This window comes from Serinicoccus sp. JS2-9 (assembly GCF_059025165.1).
In genome coordinates this window covers 1,775,790-1,788,786 of the sequence record NZ_CM180091.1, presented here as the reverse complement: position 1 = coordinate 1,788,786, position 12,997 = coordinate 1,775,790, and the positions used below count along the sequence as shown (strand labels likewise).

The window sequence follows — 12,997 nt, the reverse complement described above, 5'->3', positions numbered from 1 at the left end:
CACCCCCTGGTGCGTGTGGCTGTGACACAGGCGTTCTCCCGCGCACGCCTGTGTCGCCAGCACCCGCACCGGTATGCAGTCTCGCCCGCCCCTGAACGGCGACGTCAGCTCTCAGCGGGCTCCGGGCCGCGCTCGCGCACCACCTCGACCTCGGTGATCCGCAGCCCGTCGAGCCCGACCACGGTGAGGCGGATGCCATTCACCACGACCGCGTCGCCCTCCTCGGCCAGGCGACCCAGCCGGTCCAGCACCAGCCCGCCCACCGTCTCGTAGCCCCCGCGGGGCAGCTGCAGCTCGAGCGCGTCCTCGAGCTCCTCGACGATGAGGCTCCCGGAGACCACCGCCCGGCCGCCGGCGTGCACGAGCGAGTCCTCGGGGTCGGGGTGGGTGTCGTACTCGTCATAGATCTCACCGACGACCTCCTCCACGAGGTCCTCGATGGTCACGATCCCCTCGGTGCCGCCGTGCTCGTCGACCACGAGCGCCAGGTGCTGCTGCTCCGAGCGCATCGTTGACAGCGTGGCGAGCACCGGCTTGGTGACGGGAAGCGCGAGGATCTCCCGTGCCAGCTCGGCCACGGTGCGCTGCTCCCGCTCGGTCTCGGTCAGCGTGAGCAGGTCGCGGATGTGGACGAACCCGACGATGTCGTCGACGCTCTCCCCGGTGACCGGGTAGCGGCTGTGCCCGCTCGCACGGACCGGCTCCACCACCGCAGCGATGCTGGCCTCGGCCTGGAGGAACTCCACGTCCGGCCGGGGTCGCAGCACGTCACCGAGGGTGCGCTCGCTGGCCCGGAAGACGTCGGAGAGGATCTCGCGGCTGTAGGGGCGCAGGTCGCGGTTGTCCTCCACCGTGCGCCGCAGCTCCTCGATCGTCATCTCCTCGCTGGTCGCGTCGGGGTCTCCTCCGATCAGGCGCACCACGAGGTTGGTCGAGGCGGAGAGGAACCAGATGACCGGCCGCAGCAGGGTCGCGAACAAGCCGAGCGGCGGCGCGAGCGCCCGGGTGAAGCCGGCTGAGCGCTGCATCGCCAGCCGTTTGGGCGCCAGCTCGCCGAGCACGAGGGACAGGTAGGCGATGACCAGCGTCATCGCGACCAGGGCGACGGGGTCGGCGACGGACTCCGGCATACCGAGTCCCTGCAGCCACGCCGAGACCGACGGGGAGATGGTCGCTCCTCCGAACGCCGAGGAGAAGAACCCGGCGACGGTGACCCCGACCTGGACCGCGGAGAGGAAGGTGTTGGGGTCGCGCACCAGCTCGGCGATCTTCGCACCGCGCGGGCCGGAGCGCTCGATGTCGTCGACCTGCGAGGGTCGCAGCGACACGATCGCCATCTCCGTCGCCGCGAAGACGCCGCCGATGAGCACGAAGAGCAGGACCAGGGCGACGTTGGTGAGCAGGGCGGCGTCCATGAGGTCAGGGTATGCGGCCTGGTCGCGCCGGGAGATCGCCGCGCGAACTACCCAGGTCACCTGCGGGGACTGCTCATCCGCACCACACCCGGCAAAAAGCTGTTGCGGTGGCCCGTCGGCGGCTGGGACGGTGGAGACCTCGGGACGCATCCGGCGTCCCCGCACGCCGAAGGGAGGAGATCGAGATGGCCCCGGAGTTCTTCCTGCTGACGATCGACGGAGAGCGTCACCATTCACTCGATGCTCCGACTCCGTCGGCGATGCCTCCTCCCACCGGGGGCGAAGGACCGATCGCGGTCCTGGAAGCCGAGATCGGCCTCTAGGTCGTCAGCGACTGACGTCGAGCGGCGATGCGCCACAGGCGCTCGCCCTGCAGCACGTGCCCCCTCTGGTGGCACGGTGCCGACGCCTCGTCGGTGTGCCCCACTCTCATCACGGTCCCGACCTGACCAGGTGATCTTCGCGACCCCTCACGGGGCCGAGGCCTCCTGGATCGAGTCCACAGGTCGCGGCGTCATCACGCCTGCGTCCGGCGACCGTCGAGATCGGGGCTAGACCTGGCCGACTCCCGGGACGCGAGCCCCTGCAACGGGGATATCCATTCACCGCTCATACCTCTGCTGACCTGCAGTGCAACGAAACTGCAACGGCCGGGGAGGACGGTGACACCACGGCTCCTCACCAGGAGCCTTCCCGAAGGAGGAGACATGGGATTTCGCACCACGTCGAGTCCCGGGACGGTGGTCAGGGCCATCGCCCCGGTACTGATCTTCGGGCCGGCGATCGTCGGCTCGGCACTGGGACGACCGGAGGTCGCCACCGGGATGCTGCCGCTGCTCGGCCTGGCGGTGCAGCTCGGCAGCGGCACCGCACCGACCCGTCCCGCTCCCGTCCGTCCGGGCGGGAGCCACAAACGCCCGATGGTCCATTGACGAGTGGCGAGAGGAGGAGAGTCACATGAGCAACCTGAACGTGATGCAGGCACGCGCCATCGCCCGAGAGCGTGAGCGCGACCTGGCAGCCCGCCTGGCCGCTCGCGACCGGGGGCGCACCGTCCCAGACCCGCCTGCCGGCTGGTGGGCGGCGCTGCGGGACCGGATCGCCCGTCCTGGCCACCCCTTGCGGCCGCTGGCCTGACCAGCGATCACCGCGGTCGCCCGTGACCGGCCGACAGCTGAAGGCCCGCCCCTCCCCCTGGGGTTGCATCCGGGGAGGCGCGGGCCTTCACCATGCCACCGGCGCACCGGACGCACGGTGTGCGCGCACCGGACGCACGGTATGCGCGCACCGGACGCACGGTATGCGCGCACCGGACTCGCGTTCTGCGCAGAACGACGGCATACCGCGCGGCCAGTCACCGCATACCGCGCGGCCAGTCACCGCATACCGCGCGGCCAGTCACCGCATACCGCGCGGCCAGTCACCGCATACCGCGCGGCCAGTCACGGCAAATCGTGCGGCCGGTCGGCTCAGCAGAGGGGCTCTGGGTCCGAGTCCGGGTCGACGAAGCGGGCCCACTCCTCGGCGGTCAGCTCCCGGTGCACGATGCTGCAGGCCAGCTCGGGCCAGCCTGACGGGTCGGCGTGGATCCGGATCGGCGCGCCGCCACCGGAGTACCACACGCTCTTGCCGTCGTCGTCCCACCGCACCCCGGGCGGGGCCTGACCCAGCGGGATGTCGGGCGGGACGAGAGTGGCACCGACCTGATCGCCAGAATCCACGTCGATGAGCTGGATGCCCCCTTCGTACATCGTCACCGCCGCGAGTGAGCCATCAGGAGACAGGGCGACGTCCGACAGCCAGCCCTCGAGGTCCTCGAGCCGCTTCACAGAGCCGTCGTCCAGGTCTGCGAGAGCCACCTCCCCAGCCGTGCCCACCATGGCGACCGTCCGGTCACGGAGTTGGTGGGCCTGCAGGCTTCCGGGGAGCGGGATCGGCTCCCCGACCATGGTGAGGTCGGCGTCAAAAACACGGAGGTCGCTGCCGACCGTCGCCACCCCGTCGTTGGGCATCAGCATGACGTTGCCCGCGGCTGAACTCAGCCGGACCGGGCCCGCGAGCAGCTCCAGGTCGGGGAAGGAAAGACGCCCGAGTACCCGCTCGCCGCGAGTGTCCGGCAGGGACGCCACGATCTGATCTCCGCCGTCACCGGGACGTAGGGCGAACGTGGAACCCATGTCCTCCATACCGAGAGCGTCCACGATGTCGTCAAGGTCTGCGATGTGGCGGACATCAGGGTCCTGCAACGACTGCACCACGACGGTGTTGGCCTGTGACATGGAACTGCCAACGATGCAGAGGATCCAGTCTCCGTCCGGAGAAGGAAAGGCGTTGAGCCTCCAGTAGCTCCCCTCCTCGTCGTTGATCTCATCTCGATCGATGGTGGCCACGGTGGCGCCGTCTTCTAGTGCTCGCAGCCGGAGTTCGCTACCGACCTCCTCGACGAAGATCTCTGACCGGGCGTCTACCGCCGGGATGCCGTCGACGTCGTGGCTTTCCAGGGCCAACTGGCCTATCCCGCTTTCGAGGACCACTGCCCCCCGTGATGAGGACGTGATCGACACGCGCTGGTCGTCGGTGATCGCCAGGGAGTCCGCCCATCCCCATCGGAACTCAGAGGAAGCCAGAGTGCTCCCTGCGGGCCAGACCCGCACCGAGCCGTCGTACGCGGCGCTGGCCACATCGCCCGAGGAGTTGACGGCCACCGCGACAAGGAGGCCGAGGTGGCCGGCCAGCTCAACCGGTTGGTCGCGCTCGCCCGGGCGCACCACGCGCACGACCCCGTCCGCTCCACCCAGGACCACGGTGCCGTCATCGCTCAGTGCCACGGCGTCGTTGTCCGGTGCGTCGAGCATGAACTCCTCGACGACGTCCATGCTTCCCGCGTCGTAGATGGTGGCCGAGCCCGTGGTGGCCACGCTGGCTACCTGAGCCATGACCCGTCGCCCATCGGGCGACATCTGCACCCGCAACGAGTAGTCCGCTTCTGGCGCAGGATCGAGATCGCGGCGCGCGACCACCTCCGCCGTGTCGGTGTCGACGATCAGCGCTGTCGTGTCCTCCAACACCAGCATCCGCGCGCCATCAGCACTGACCGCGAGTCCGCGGTAATACCCGTTCAGGGGAAGTTCGGAGACCACGTCCGGCTCGTCCACCCGGACGACCACCACCCGCTCCATGTCGAGCAATGCTGCCGCTGTCTCCCCATCTGCAGAGATCGCCCACCACTCCGGTTCACCGTCCAGTTCCACCGGTTCCGCCAAGGGGCGGCCATCGTGACCATCGAGGAACTGGAGGGACGCCGACCCTCTGACCCCCATCACGGCCACCTCTCCCGTGGTATTGAGCAACGTCAGATCCGGGCTGGCATACATGGACAGGACGCGGGGTTGCGTCGCGATGGCGCGGTGTATGCCGGTGAGCGTCTCGTTGGAGGGCGCTCGTCGGTGCGCGGCGAGGGCGAGGAGGATGGCACGGTCGGGTTCGGTCGCGATCTCGCGGCCGGACAGGGCGGTCAACCTGCTGACATCCGCAGCCAGGGCGGCGGCGGCTTCGCGGTTGCGGGCCTGGAGCGCGAGTCCGCCGCCGACGAGCGCCAGGACCAGGAGGGCGGCGGCTGCCGTAAGCAGGCGACGGAGGCGGCGGGTGGTTCGACGATCCCGTTCAGCGGCGGCGGTCGCCGCGCCGGTCGAGGCGGTGGCCCAGGCCTGTTCGGAGTCGCTGAGCCAGTCCGGTCGACGCTCGGCCAGGTCGGTGACCAGGCCCAGGCGGGGCCCGCGGGCCAGCTCGGCCGGCTCCCGACCGCTGTCCTGCCAGGTCGCGGCCCGGGCCTCGACGTCGGCCAGGACCCGCAGGTCGGTGCGGTCCTCCTCGATCCAGGACCGCAGCCGGGGCCACTCCCGCAGCAGCGCCTCGTGCGCGACCCGCACCGTCGGCTCCCGTGTCTGCGGGTCGACATCGGTGCTCAGTAGGCGCGCCTCCACGAGCTCGTCGAGCAGGTCGCGGCTCTGCTCATCCATCGTCAGGTCGCGCCGCCGGGCCGTGCGCGCCGAAGCGGCCCCACCCGCGTCGGGCGTCACCATACGCGCGAACAGCCGCCGTGCCGCCACCATGCGCTCATCACGGTCGTCGACATGGTCGTCGACGCGTGCGACGGAGGCGTCGTCACGGTGGTGCGCGGGATCCAGCACCTGCTCCGCCCGGGAGGCGACGGACCCGGCCAGTCCGCCCAGCTCCTCGTACGTCGCCAGGCGCATGACGCCGTCCCGACGCCGGGCGAAGAGCTCGGTGAGGCTGAACTGCAGCAGCGGCAACGTCGCCGGCTCTGTGGTGACCGCCGCGACCAGGTCCGCCGCCAGGGATCGTTCGACCTCCACCCCCAGCCGGCGGGCCGGCTCCACGATGGCCCGCTCCAGCTCCTCGGCCTCCATCGGGGCGACCGGCACCGTCCCGGCCGTCACGAAGGGCGCGATAGAGGGATGCCGCAAGGGTTCGTCATACCGGTCCGCGCGCACCGTGGCGACGACCCGCAACCGCGACCCGGGGGCGGAGACTGCGGCGGCGATCTCGCCCAGGACCCGCGTCTGCTCGGCCTCCGGACGCGCGAAGAGCTCCTCGAACTGGTCGATGACGAGCAGCACGTCACCCTGCTCCGGCGCGATATGGGTCACCGCGTGTGCCAGACCGCCCTCCTGATGCAGCAGCGCAGTCCAGGAGCTCTGCTCCTGGACAGACAGCCGCTGCAACGCGGCGCCGAGGGACCGGGAGGGATCGTCCCCGGGCGTCATCGTCGTGATCAACCACTGCCCTGATCCAGGCGCCGCGCCGCGTCGCAACGCCGGCACCAGGCCAGCGCGGACCACCGAGGACTTGCCCGATCCGGACGGCCCGACGACCATGACCAGGCGACGCTCGGAGACTTCGTCCACCAGCCGCGCGACCAGCTGCTCCCGCCCGAAGAAGCGGTGCGCGTCGGCCTCGTCGAAGGCGTGCAGGCCGCGGTACGGGTTGGGCAGCGGCCCGACGACCCGCGGCACCGCCCGTCGTGGCAGCAGCGCCGCGCACACCTCCTCGACGAACTCGGCCGCGCTGCCGTGTCGAGCCTCAGGATCCTTGGCGGTAGCCCGGGCGATGACGTCGTCGACCGGAGCGGGAAGGTCGGGCCGCTCGGTCCGGATCGCCGGCAGCGGGTCCAAGAGTTGGTGCCGCACCATCGCCTCCCGGTCGACGGTGTCGATGAAGGGCCGGTGCCCGGTGAGCATCTGATAGACGGTGAGCGCCAGGCCCAGGACGTCCGCTGGGACGCCCGGGGATGCCCCCTGCAGCACCTCAGGCGCGGCGTAGTCCGGGGACAGCAGCGGCACCCCGTCCACCGTTTCCGGCGAACCCGACAGCGCGATCCCGAAGTCGGCGAGGAAGGCTGTGTCCGACCAGTCCAGCAGCAGGTTCGCCGGGCGCACATCGCGGTGCACGACCCCGACCCGGTGGGCCTCGGCCAGGGCGCCGCCGACGTCCTCGACGACCGACACCACGCGATCCACCGGCATCGGGCCACCGTCGCGGACAGCGTCAGCCACCGACCCTCCTGACATCAGCCGCATCACCAGGTAGGCGGCACCGGGCTCCCGCCAATAGTCGTAGAGCGGCACCACGTTGGGGTGCTCGACCCGCGCGACCAGGCGCGCCTCGTGCTCGAAGCGACGGACGAAGTCCGGGTGGTTGGCCAACGCCGGCCGGATGATCTTGACGGCGACCTCCCGCCCGAGAGCCGGCTGCACCGCCCGGCGCACGACCGCATACGTCCCCTCACCCAGCCGGTCTCCCAGGTCATACCCCCGCATCCGGCCGCGCTGGGACCGCAGCACCGGATCATCGGCCAGGATGCTGCGCTCCAGGTCGCGCAGCTCGGGAGAGGGATCCAGACCGGTCTCCTGCGCGAGCCGGTCGCGGTATGCCGTGAACGCGGCGGCGGCCTGCGCCTGCTCCCCCGCCGCGTGGAGGGCGCGCATGAGGAGAGCCACGGGAGGCTCGCGCAGTGGCCCCTCGTGGGTGAGACGGCGGGCCAGCTGCACCGCCTCCTCGGCGCGCCCGTCGGCCAGCATCACCTCCACCTGGGTGCTCTGCGCCACGGCCAGACGCTCGTCCAAGCGGGCCACCTCGGACCGTGCCCACTCCTCCTCCCCCAGGTCACCGAGGGGTCGGCCGTTCCACCGCGACAACGCCGACGCCACCGCCGCGTCGGCCGGGGGCAGGTCTCCCGCGGTCAGCGCATCGCTCGCCTGCTGCAGGTCTGCCTCGAAGAGAGCGGCGTCGACGACCACCCACAGCCCGAGGGCATACCCCGACCCCTGCCGGACCACGCCGCCGTTCTCCCCACCGAGCACCCGACGCAACCGCGTCACGTAGGTGCGCAGAGTGGTGCTCGCCCCGGCGGGCGGTGCGCCCTCCCACACCACGTCGAGCAACCGATCCACCGACACCGCACTGCCCTGATCCAGCACCAGGGCGGCCAGCAACCGCTGCAACCGAGGCCCCAGGCTCGCCTCGCCACCGTCGGCAGCCGTGATCCCCACCGGGCCCAGCACCCGGACCACCACAGATCCGGCGCCACCGGCAGATTCCGACTGCTGCGCATCGACCATCGGCACCCACTCACGGCAGGGGAAGCCTTACCCCAGATCAGGCTACTCCTGGACCCCACGACCCGGCACCCACCGTGACTACTCAGCTGGCCCCGAAGCACTACTCATTCGGCACGGCGCCACCCCGCACGCCGTCCGGACCATCCGACTACTCCGACGCTGGACTCGGCTGCTGCTCCACGTCGCCGTCGGCGAGCGCGTCCAGCTCTCGGGGGAGGTCGCGCATGCCGATGAGCGGCGAGAGCAGCACCGGCAGCGAGGCCAGGACGCACAGGACCGCGAAGATCCAGAGCGTCGGGATGACCCCCAGCTGGCGCCCCAGCACCCCGCCGAGGAAGGCGCCGATGGGCATGGGCCCCCAGACGAGAAAGCGGATCGAGGCGTTCATCCGGCCCAGCAACGGCTTGGGGCACAAGCGCTGCCGGAAGCTCACCTGGACGACGTTGTAGACGACCACCGCCCAAGAGATGAGCAGGTTGCCCATGAGCAGCGTCGGCACCGGCGGCAGGATCGAGGCGAGCGGCACGGTGAGCAGGGCGAGGCTGCCCAGCAGCGAGGCGATGGGGATCGAGCGGCCCTCGCCGACGAGCCGGCCGAACCACCCGGACGTCACCGCGCCGAGGATGCCGCCGACCGCCCCGAGCGACAGCACCAGACCGAGGGTGGTCTCGGAGAACCCGAGGGTGGTGACGGCATACAGGACGAAGAGGGCGAAGATGCCGCTGGAGGAGAAGTTGGTGAGCCCGGTGCACGCGACGATCCGGCGCAGCAAAGGATGGCCGAGCACGAAGCCCAGACCCTCACGGATCTCGGTCACCAGCGGGCGCCGCGCCTCGGGGTCGGGCGCCTGCTCCTCGTGGCGGATCCGGCTGACGAAGAGCGACGACAGCCCCATGCAGACCGAGGTCACCGCGATGGTGAGCGGTGAGCCCAGGAGGCGGACCAGGACGGACGCGGCGGCGGGGCCGACGACGATCGCCGCCTGCTGGCTGGCCTGCAGCTTGCCGTTGCCGTCGCTGATCTGATCGCCCTCGACGATCTCGGGCAGGTAGGACTGGTTGGCGACGTCGAAGAACACCGTGATGCACCCGACCCCGAAGGCCACGACGTAGACCTGCCACATCGTCAGCGCATCGAGCATCCAGGCCACCGGCAGGGTGAGCAGCAGCGCCGCGCGGGAGAGATCGCCGAGCACGAGCACCTGCTTCTTGCGCCACCGGTCGACCCAGGCCCCTGCGGGCAGGCCGATGAGCAGGAAGGCGAGCGACTCCAGGGCAGCGAGCAGCCCCATCTGGAAGGCGTCCGCCCCCAGCAGCTGCACCGCCATCAGCGGCATCGCGAAGCCGACGAACTGTGCCCCGAAGACCGACACGGTGTCGCCCATCCAGAGCTGACGGAAGTCGTGGTGCCGCCAGAGGCTGGCGGAGCGGGAGGGGGTCACAGCGTCGATCCTGCGACAAGTGATTGATTTTTGTCAATCACTTTGCCAGGATGGTGCCATGACAGACCCCGGCACGGACGAGTGGGTATATGTCGTCACGGACATCGAGGTGGACGGCCCGTGGCCCGGACCCAACTCGATGCGCTCCTTCGCCTCGGTGGCCGTGCGCCCGACCGGCGAGGAGGTCGGCGTCTTCGAGGCGGTCCTCGAGCCGCTGCCGGGCACCGCTCCCCACCCCGACACGCTCGCGTGGTTCGAGCAGCAGCACCCCGAGGCGTGGGCCGCGTGCACCACCGACCCCGAACCGGTCCCACAGGTCATGGACCGCTGGATCGACTGGATCGGCGCCCTGCCACGCCCACGGGCCTTCGCGGCCTCGCCGATCGCCTTCGATGGACCGTGGATCGACCATTACTTGCGCCGCTTCACCCGCTACGGCCTCACCATGGGCCCCTACGAGACCGACACTCTCTTCGACCACGGTGCGCTCTGCCTGCGCAGCTACGCCGCCGCGGTCCTGGGCCGCCCGGTGGGCGAGATCTCCCCGCACACCCTCCCGCCGGAGTGGTTGGGCGACGTCGCGCACACCCATCGGGCGATCGACGACGCGCGAGGGTATGCCCATCTCCTCGGCGAGCTCATGCGCCGCTCCGGGGCGCTGCGGTGACCTCGGCGGGGGACGAGTCCTCCGCCACGCCGCGACCACGGCCGGCGGTGGAGCCACCCTTCGACGCCAACGACGCCGAGGCTCGGGCGCTGGCCTCCGGGCTGCGGCTACGGATCCTCCGGCTGACGTTGGACCAGCCGCTCAGCAACCGCGAGATCGCCGAGACGCTCGAGCTCAACCCCGCCACCTGCCTGCACCATGTGCGCACCCTCGTCGACACCGGCTTCCTCGAGGCGTTGGAGCCGCGGCGGGGCCGCCGCGGAGCACGCGAGATCCCCTATCGCGCGACCGGCCGGTCCTGGTATGCCCGCACTCCGGCCATCACGACCAGCATGGTCGAGGCTTTCGTCGCCGAGCTGGCGCAGGTCCCCCCGGACCGCACCGACGTCACCATGTCGCGGCTCGGCTTGCGGTTGCCGACCGAGGAGCTGGCCGAGTTCCGGCGTCGGCTCCACGAGCTGGTCATGGAGTTCCACGACCGCCCGCGGGACCCGGACGCCGAGCCGTGGTCGCTCTTCCTGGCGCTGCACCCCGACACGAGCCGCCGGACGCGCCCGGACTGACGAGCCATACCAGGGAGGATCGGTCCACTCGCACCCATCCTCACCGCGTCGGCACCCCGATCCCGGGGAGGATCGGTCCAGCTGCACCCATCCTCACCGCGTCGGCGGGCGGAGGTCAGCGCGGGAGTCCTCACCAGCGCGACAGCACCTCGTAGGGGCGCACGAAGGGCGAGTCCGGCTCGCGCGGCAGCAGCCAGAGCAGGTTGTCGACGGCCACGGCCTGGGCCAGGTGGGTCGCCCGCTGCAGATCCAGCCCGGCCCGCTCACACAGCAGCGCCAGCCTGCGGCGGAGTGCGCCGTCGGCGTCCCCGGTCGCGACGGCGTCGTCCCAGCGGTTGCGCAGGGCCGCGACCACCTCGATCTCGCGCAGCCCCGCGTGCGGCAGCGGGTCGATGACCACCCACCGCGCTCCTGCGCTCACGGCCCCGGTCCCCCCGGTCTCGAACTCGGACTCCAGTGGGGCCAGCACGTTGAGGTAGTGCAGGTCAAGATGCAGCAGCTCCAGCTCGGCCCCGGGCGCCTCCAGGTCGGCGAGCAGCTCGCGGAGCGCGGACCTCGCCCGGCCCACCTCCAGCTCGGGCAGCACCCCCGGTGCCTCCTCGGTATGCCGTTCGATGCCGGCGAGCATGCGCGTCACCTCGTCGGCCAGCCGGGGCACGGAGAGGTCGCCCGCGGGGACGCCGGCCAGCCCGGCGAGCAGGTCGGCCAGCGCCTCGTCCGCCTCCTGCGCATCGGGCACGCCATTGAGGTCGTGGGTCGCGTCGAGGCGCTCCAGGAGCAGCGCACGCCCCTCGTCCCGCACCACGCCGACGACCGGAGCACCCGCCTCGCCCCACGCGCGCAGCGCCGCAGCCTCGCCGGTCGGCCGGTGGTGCGCGTCCGTGACCTTGAGCACCCACTCCCCACCCGAGCCTCCCCGCACCGGCCACACCGTCGACATGTGACCCGAGCGCGGTTCGCCGTCGACCTCCAGGTCCCACGCCTCGAGCAGGACCTCCGGCGGGCCGGGCACCAGGTCACCGATCGCGCCCGTCACGGCCGCAGCACCACGTGCCCGATGGGCGTCGACACCCGCCACCAGGGTCCGCTGCGGTGCACGGTAGCGTGCTCGGGCCGCGCGAACCCGAGGGCATGGACGGCCAGCGCCGCCCCGGCCGGCACGCCCCACGACTCCATCGGCCGGGCCCATACCCGGGCCCGCAGCCCCTCGACCGCCGCAGCGCCGGACCCTTCGGGCGCGCCGGTCGCGACCTCGGCGATCCCGGCCTGCGCGACCTCGGCCAGCTCCGCCGCCGGAATCCCACCCATCGGCTCCCACCCCCCACGCGGCGGAGACTGCGCGGCCCAGGCCGGGGCGAGCGTGGTCGGCGGCAGGGGCAGCGTGGTGGAGGCGTCACCGGTCGCGGCGCGGCGCGCGAAGCGGTCGGTCAGCCCGGCGAGCGGCACGGTCGTGTCGAGCCCCGTCGCGCGGGGCGTGCCAGCCGCGTCGGAACCAGCGCCGACGTCCCTCCCCCCTCCGTGCCCGTCGTCCCACCCCGCCAGCGCCATCGTGCGCAGGCCGAGCACCAGCCCGGAGCGCAGCAGCCCGTGGCCCGGCAGGACGCACACCCAGGCCGCGAGGACCGGCCGGACGCCTGCCGAGGCCTGCAGCCGGATCGCCCCGTCACCATCCAGCCGCGCGGCACGGCGCACGTAGGTCGCGAGGTCCGCGAGGCTCTCGCCGTCGGGAAGGCGCAGCTCGGCTCCGGTCGTCATGCGCCTGCCCCGCTCACGCGCCCTCCCCGCGCGACCCTCCACCCGGGGTGCGGTCGCTGCGCAGCACCGGGCTCGGCGCGGTCACGGCGGCGAGCGCCTCCCGCTCCCCCGCGCCGAGCCGGCGCGGCCGCTGCGCCCGCAGGTCGTAGGCCACCAGGCTCACCCGGCCACGCGCATAGACGGTGTCGTCCCCCTCAGCCCCGGCGACGGCATACCCGAGCTCGAAGGAGGCGCCCCCGACCCCGCCGCACCAGACCGCGACCCTGGCCGGGGCGTAGGCGAAGTCCAGGGGGAGCAGGTAGTCGATCGCTTGCGAGACCACGAGCATCCCCTCGTCGATGAGGTCCCGGTCCGCCCCGAACCACGCCTTGAAGGCATAGACGCGAGCCTCCTCGAAGAGTCGGAGATATTGCACGTTGTTGACGTGCGCGTAGGCGTCCAGGTCCGACCAGCGCACCGTGATCGGGAAGACGCTGGCGACCTCGGGCACGTCGGGCAGGGAGGAAGTCATGCGG

At 71.7% G+C, this 12,997-nt stretch carries 10 protein-coding genes; 4 read left to right on the top strand and 6 right to left on the bottom strand.

Annotation, left to right across the window (positions count from 1 at the left end):
• Positions 1–104 precede the first annotated feature (104 nt).
• Positions 105–1,415, bottom strand: a complete 1,311-nt coding sequence (locus AC5PYY_RS08840; protein ID WP_493896453.1) for a hemolysin family protein — start codon at positions 1,413–1,415, stop codon at positions 105–107.
• A 707-nt stretch (positions 1,416–2,122) separates the two neighbouring features.
• Between AC5PYY_RS08840 and AC5PYY_RS08835 the strand changes: the two genes are divergently transcribed.
• Together AC5PYY_RS08835 and AC5PYY_RS08830 are read left to right on the top strand one after the other, a co-directional pair.
• Positions 2,123–2,347 carry a hypothetical protein gene (locus AC5PYY_RS08835; RefSeq protein ID WP_493896452.1) on the top strand — a complete coding sequence of 75 codons (225 nt, stop codon included), beginning with the start codon at positions 2,123–2,125 and terminating at the stop codon, positions 2,345–2,347.
• A 25-nt stretch (positions 2,348–2,372) separates the two neighbouring features.
• On the top strand, positions 2,373–2,552 hold the full coding sequence (locus AC5PYY_RS08830) for a hypothetical protein (protein WP_493896451.1): 180 nt from the start codon (positions 2,373–2,375) through the stop codon (positions 2,550–2,552).
• 332 nt (positions 2,553–2,884) lie between these two features.
• Here the strand turns inward: AC5PYY_RS08830 and AC5PYY_RS08825 are convergent, their stop codons facing one another.
• On the bottom strand, positions 2,885–8,056 hold the full coding sequence (locus AC5PYY_RS08825; RefSeq protein WP_493899349.1) for an nSTAND1 domain-containing NTPase: 5,172 nt from the start codon (positions 8,054–8,056) through the stop codon (positions 2,885–2,887).
• Between the two features lie 148 nt (positions 8,057–8,204).
• Positions 8,205–9,497, bottom strand: coding sequence for an MFS transporter (locus AC5PYY_RS08820; protein WP_493896450.1), 1,293 nt, complete (start codon positions 9,495–9,497; stop codon positions 8,205–8,207).
• A 58-nt stretch (positions 9,498–9,555) separates the two neighbouring features.
• Here AC5PYY_RS08820 and AC5PYY_RS08815 point away from each other — a divergent pair, with 58 nt between their 5' ends.
• Positions 9,556–10,164, top strand: a complete 609-nt coding sequence (locus tag AC5PYY_RS08815) for a 3'-5' exonuclease family protein (RefSeq protein WP_493896449.1) — start codon at positions 9,556–9,558, stop codon at positions 10,162–10,164.
• Between the two features lie 47 nt (positions 10,165–10,211).
• Positions 10,212–10,727 carry a helix-turn-helix domain-containing protein gene (locus tag AC5PYY_RS08810; protein ID WP_493896448.1) on the top strand — a complete coding sequence of 172 codons (516 nt, stop codon included), beginning with the start codon at positions 10,212–10,214 and terminating at the stop codon, positions 10,725–10,727.
• A gap of 130 nt (positions 10,728–10,857) precedes the next feature.
• On the opposite strand, the gene AC5PYY_RS08805 is transcribed toward AC5PYY_RS08810, so the two are convergent.
• The 3 genes from AC5PYY_RS08805 to AC5PYY_RS08795 are packed head-to-tail and all read right to left on the bottom strand — an operon-like array spanning position 10,858 to position 12,993.
• Positions 10,858–11,763 (bottom strand): aminoglycoside phosphotransferase family protein, encoded by a 906-nt coding sequence (locus tag AC5PYY_RS08805; protein WP_493896447.1) that lies wholly within the window; start codon positions 11,761–11,763, stop codon positions 10,858–10,860.
• Entirely contained in the window at positions 11,760–12,482 is a 723-nt protein-coding gene (locus AC5PYY_RS08800) for a DUF8185 domain-containing protein (protein WP_493896446.1), read from the bottom strand. The genes AC5PYY_RS08805 and AC5PYY_RS08800 overlap by 4 nt, the downstream gene beginning before the upstream one ends.
• Positions 12,483–12,495: 13 nt before the next feature.
• Entirely contained in the window at positions 12,496–12,993 is a 498-nt protein-coding gene (locus tag AC5PYY_RS08795) for an acyl-CoA thioesterase (RefSeq protein ID WP_493896445.1), read from the bottom strand.
• Positions 12,994–12,997 lie beyond the last annotated feature (4 nt).